At 45.4% G+C, this 4,790-nt stretch carries 7 protein-coding genes; 4 read left to right on the forward strand and 3 right to left on the reverse strand.

Annotated features, from left to right (window positions below; genetic code table 11):
- The 4 genes from VZ94_RS18250 to VZ94_RS18265 all read left to right on the forward strand — a co-directional run.
- Window positions 1–1,421: YhdP family phospholipid transporter (locus VZ94_RS18250; protein WP_045780318.1), on the forward strand; the 1,421-nt coding region annotated here is incomplete at its 5' end.
- A 59-nt stretch (window positions 1,422–1,480) separates the two neighbouring features.
- The gene (locus tag VZ94_RS31130; protein ID WP_045780319.1) at window positions 1,481–1,765 is read left to right on the forward strand and encodes a hypothetical protein; all 285 of its coding nucleotides are present in this window, start codon (window positions 1,481–1,483) and stop codon (window positions 1,763–1,765) included.
- 17 nt (window positions 1,766–1,782) lie between these two features.
- Window positions 1,783–2,601, forward strand: coding sequence for a carbon-nitrogen hydrolase family protein (locus VZ94_RS18260; protein WP_045780320.1), 819 nt, complete (start codon window positions 1,783–1,785; stop codon window positions 2,599–2,601).
- Between the two features lie 213 nt (window positions 2,602–2,814).
- Entirely contained in the window at window positions 2,815–3,171 is a 357-nt protein-coding gene (locus tag VZ94_RS18265; RefSeq protein WP_045780321.1) for an outer membrane protein assembly factor BamC, read from the forward strand.
- Between the two features lie 67 nt (window positions 3,172–3,238).
- On the opposite strand, the gene VZ94_RS25340 is transcribed toward VZ94_RS18265, so the two are convergent.
- The 3 genes from VZ94_RS25340 to VZ94_RS27270 all read right to left on the reverse strand — a co-directional run bounded on the left by VZ94_RS25340 (window position 3,239) and on the right by VZ94_RS27270 (window position 4,686).
- On the reverse strand, window positions 3,239–3,445 hold the full coding sequence (locus VZ94_RS25340) for a hypothetical protein (RefSeq protein ID WP_157844975.1): 207 nt from the start codon (window positions 3,443–3,445) through the stop codon (window positions 3,239–3,241).
- 465 nt (window positions 3,446–3,910) lie between these two features.
- On the reverse strand, window positions 3,911–4,279 hold the full coding sequence (locus tag VZ94_RS32890) for a PD-(D/E)XK nuclease family transposase (RefSeq protein ID WP_204369208.1): 369 nt from the start codon (window positions 4,277–4,279) through the stop codon (window positions 3,911–3,913).
- Window positions 4,195–4,686 (reverse strand): Rpn family recombination-promoting nuclease/putative transposase, encoded by a 492-nt coding sequence (locus tag VZ94_RS27270; RefSeq protein ID WP_204369209.1) that lies wholly within the window; start codon window positions 4,684–4,686, stop codon window positions 4,195–4,197. Before VZ94_RS27270 ends, VZ94_RS32890 begins: the two co-directional genes overlap by 85 nt.
- Between the last annotated feature and the right edge of the window lie 104 nt (window positions 4,687–4,790).

The raw sequence follows: 4,790 nt of genomic DNA on the forward strand, positions 1-4,790 counted from the left end.
TTAAAAGCATACAACTGCCGATTCAACGCATTGTGGGTCAATTAAAATTTAACGAGCAAGGCATTTTTAGCGACAATCTTAAAGCCGTCGTATTTGAACAACCGGTTAAGGTCACGATAGACAATAAAGCCCATAGCACCGTCATTAATGCCACCGGCACAGCCGACATCGCAGCTATTGATAAACATTTCAGACTACCCTTTGACCGTTTTGCCCAAGGCTCTTTTAATTACCAATTACAGTTAAATCTGCCCGACGACCGCTTAAGCCAGGCGGCCAGCTCAAACCACCCTACGGATAATCGATACGAATTGCGCATAGACAGCGATTTAACCGGCCTTAACCTTAAGCTACCCGGCGCCTTAAAAAAAGACTACTTAACACCGAAAAATTTGCATTTGGTATTTAACCTAGACGAAGCAGACCAACTCCCTATACAGATTGACTATGCGAAGCAACTCGCCGCTTATTTACGCGTTAATACCAACGATAGAAAAATTACCGCCGGACATATTCGCATTGGCGATGAGCTAACCCTTAAACCAACAGAAACGGGCGTTAAATTAGACATTGCTCAACCTGAGCTAGATTTACAAGAATGGCTAGGTTTTGCCGGTGGCGACAGCGACGACCAATTGTTAACGCAAATTAGCTTATACAGCCCACACACTCGATTCGCTAGCACCGCCCTAGACGACTTCCGCATTGATTTACTGTTTAAAGAAACTCATTGGCAAGGCGAGATAACCAGCTCATTCGCCAAAGGCCACGTCAGCGTGCCGCAAAAGCTCAACACCGAAGCCATTCGTTTTACGCTAAAAGAACTCAATTTATCCGCACCGCACGCCATTGAGCCCAAAGCAGCTAACGCAATAGCCTTAAACCCAACAAGCAACGCCAATCCTAAAGACCTGCCTTTATTCAAACTGACGAGCAGTAAAACCTTATGGCAAGGCTTAGATTTAGGCATGTTAGCGATAGAGACCGAATACGCTAACAACGGCATTCGCTTCAAAGACATAACACTTAACAGCGTCGCAACGCAATTAGCGCTAACGGCCGATTGGCTAGAACACCAAAACACGACGCAAACCCAACTTAACGGCAACATAACGCTACACAATGCCGGTTCGTTACTCACCCAATTAGGCGTACCCAACGATTTAGTCGAAACTGGTTTAACAGCGGCTATTAAACTGAACTGGCCTGGCTCGCCTACCGACTTTGCCATAGCACAAGCACAAGGCGACATTGGCATTGAGTTTGATGATGGTCGTATCTTAAGCATAGAGCCAGGTTTTGGCCGAATTTTAGGCGTATTAGCGATGGCACAATGGCAAAAGCGTATGCAGCTAGATTTTCGCGACCTTTACGAACAAGGATTGACATTTAATTCAATTAAAGGAAATTTTAACGTTTAAATGCCGGCCAAGCGCATATCAATGAGCTCGTCGTCGATGCTATCCCCGCTAAAATAAATTTGTTGGGCTACGCCGATTTGCGTGGCAAAACCGTACAGCTAACCGCTAAAATCGCACCCAAAGGCGCGGATGCGCTACCTATTGCTGGTACAATTGTCGACAAAGTCACTGGTATCGTCGCATTCGGTTTAACAGGTGAAAATACTGAAGGCTTTTTATTAGGCTCTGAATATAAAATCCAAGGGCCTTGGGACCAACTACATGTCATTCCTGTCCATGAAAACGATGGCTTACTACAAAAAACCTGGACAGGCTTAAAAACATTTCCGTGGATACAACAATAATAATCAAGGAGTCAACCATGACTAAATGTGCTGCCATACAACTCGCGTCTAGCCCGAACATTCGTTCTAACTTAATCGCCGCCGAGCATTTAATCGAAGAAGCCGCCAAAGCGGGCGCAAAACTCGTCGCGTTACCGGAAAATTTCGCGCTCATGGGCGACCACGAATTAGACAAAGTCAAAGTCAGAGAGAAAGACGGTTCGGGGTTAATTCAAGATTTCTTAGCCAATGTGGCGAAAAAATATAATCTCTGGGTAGTCGGCGGCACGATACCCATCGCCGCAGAGCAACCGAATAAAGTCAGAGCAGCCTGCCTAGTCTTCAACGACCAAGGCGAACGTGTAGGCCGTTACGACAAAATTCACTTATTTGATGTCGCCGTACCCGGTACTGACGAAGTTTACCGTGAATCCGACACTATAGAAGCGGGCAACGACAGCTTAGTATTAACAACACCATTTGGTAAGCTAGGCATAGCGGTTTGTTACGACTTACGCTTTCCAGAATTTTTCCGTAACATGAGTAAACAAGGCGTTGATGTCATTGTCGTACCGTCGGCATTTACCGCCAAAACCGGTGCAGCCCATTGGGAATTGCTGTTGCGCGCCAGAGCGGTCGAAAATTTATGCTATATCATCGCGCCCAACCAAGGCGGTTTTCACCTCAACGGTCGCCGCACCTATGGCCATAGCATGATTATCGACCCGTGGGGCGTTATCTTAGACTGCTATAAAACCGGCAGCGGCTTTGTCTGTGCCGATATAGATGCCGAACACTTACAAAAAGTACGCGAGAGTTTCCCCGCGTTACACCATAGACGCTTTGCCTGTGAATAACTTATCTTTAATCTATAACCATGCTGAAATTATTAGCTTTAGTGCTAGTCGCCACACTAGCGGCCTGTAGCCCGGATGACCCGCGCTATAAAAATAACGAACTGTTAGAAAAACCGCCAAACGCTGCCCAGAAACAAAGTCGCGGGCGACGCGGAATGCTGCGACGATGCCGTCATTCCCAAAAAACGCTACCGCAAAGGCTTAGGCAACGATGTGTATTTAACCGACAGCACGCCTATACGGATAAAAATCAAACAACCGTTAGAAAATGCCTGGTTAACGGTAGGCTTAGCATTAAAACAACGTGCAATGAAAGTCACCGACCATAGCCGCGAACAAAGCTTGTTTTATGTGCAATACCAGCCCAAAAGCCTACTCTCAATGTTTAGCAACGATGAAGACGGCGATATTTATTTACTGAAATTAAGCCAAGATGGCAGTGAAACCGCCGTCAGCGCCGATTTAGCTCATCCATCCGAACAGCTCAACACCCGAGACGACGCCCAAAGCGACGCCGATGACTTGCTGTATGCAGTGTTTGAAACGTTGCGGGATGAGTTAGAAGAATAGTAGCGCGCCTTATGCATCGAGGGAACAGGTTCCCAAGCTCCCGCTTGGGAACCCAATTCAGCAAGCTCTAGCTTCGAGAATTCTGGTAGCTGGAGCTTCCAAGACTACATTCCCAAGCCGGAGCTTGGTAACGAATGAAACGGCAATACAACGACTTGACCGGCTGTAAATGCGCCCATGCCTCCTCCTCTTCCGGTTTTAACCAATCTTCCGCCAATGCCGGTTGAGACAATAATGCCGTTTCATAATTAACCGGCTCTAACAACGTCAGCAACCCACGTCCGGCTGGCAATTTTTCACAGGGATGTACCGCAATAGATGAAAGCGGCTGTCGTTTAAAAACGCAAAGTATACGCTATTGTCTTTCAAATCTTACCTATCTCTGCTGATGCATTGGTTTTTGTGGGGTGGAAAAGTGACAATGCATACATCCATCTCAATAAATCAACTCCAGCCAGTTGCACAAACACAAAACTACAAGATGTTTGTAGCCTCGTTATGTCGGATTACGCTTCGCTAATCCAACCTACGCTAAAGTGTTCCGCTGGACGAGGTGTGTGGGAACTAGGGAAGGCTACTGGCCTTTATTCGCTAATTGTGCTTTGAAGCGCTCAATTTCAGCCAAGGCGGCCGCTTTTTCCTGTAAAGCAACCCTTTCGCGTTTTTTGTGCCGCTTCTTCACGAAGCCTAGAGTCTTGCAACTCTTTTGCCGTCTGCTCTAATTGCTGTGAGGCCTGCTCTAGTTGCTGTGCAGTCTGCTCATGCTCCTTTTGAATCGTCCGTTGTTCGCGCAGATAGTCTTGCCTAGCTTGATATTTAAAATACTCACGTTCTTTTTTTCGGAAAAACGGCTTAACGTGTTCATAGCTTGTTTCATCTCCTCGGTAGTCATCCAATCTGGCAACGCATCATCATTCAGTTGCTCGCCTGTTTTAAAAAACTGTAGCCAACGTTGTTCCTCTGACTCAATATGTTTAGCGTTAAACTTGTTTAATTCCAATATCCAGATGCCGCCATGTTGAGTTAATAAACAACCATGTTCATCTCTGAGTTTGTAGTGATGCGCATAGTGGCTATCGTCAGTAAGTAAGTTATCTGAAAGCCACATGGATGTGGTGAATGCAGAAAACGCCGGGAGCGGTTTTCTGCCAATAGCCAAATCGCATAAGTCGGTTTTAGCAGGCTATAGTCTTGCCCTGACTGTAACTGTTGACTATAAATATCAGCCCAGTTGTAAATCATTCTGGCAGGTAAGTGACGATAACTGCTGAGCTGAATTTCAATTTGATACAACCGCTCGTGTTGGTCTTGAGCTTTTACATCAACCACGCTGAGCTTATCGCTAAAAAACTCATTGTCGTTGTAAGGATTTAAAATATCCACCGAAGCGATAGGCTTAATTAGCTCTTGAGCCAACAATGCATTCAAAAAATGGATGAGCAGATTTTGGTTTTCCTCAACGCCGAGTAAGGCTTTGAAAACACAATCGATTTTTGGAACAATGGCATGGCGCATGAGCAGCAATTCTCAATTTGGGAGCCATTTAAAAATTAATCGATAGGATTTGACTTTTCAATAACGCGTAAATTTGTATAAAAAATAGTCAAATTTTTGTTAAA

Source organism: Methylocucumis oryzae (assembly GCF_000963695.1).
GTDB classification, from domain to species: Bacteria; Pseudomonadota; Gammaproteobacteria; order Methylococcales; family Methylomonadaceae; genus Methylovulum; species Methylovulum oryzae.

Coding starts and splice junctions, on each gene's coding strand:
- VZ94_RS18260 (WP_045780320.1), top strand. CDS start 1,783: ATGACTAAATGTGCTGCCATACAACTCGCGTCTAGCCCGAACATTCGT.
- VZ94_RS32890 (WP_204369208.1), bottom strand. CDS start 4,279: ATGTGGCTTTCAGATAACTTACTTACTGACGATAGCCACTATGCGCAT.
- VZ94_RS27270 (WP_204369209.1), bottom strand. CDS start 4,686: ATGCGCCATGCCATTGTTCCAAAAATCGATTGTGTTTTCAAAGCCTTA.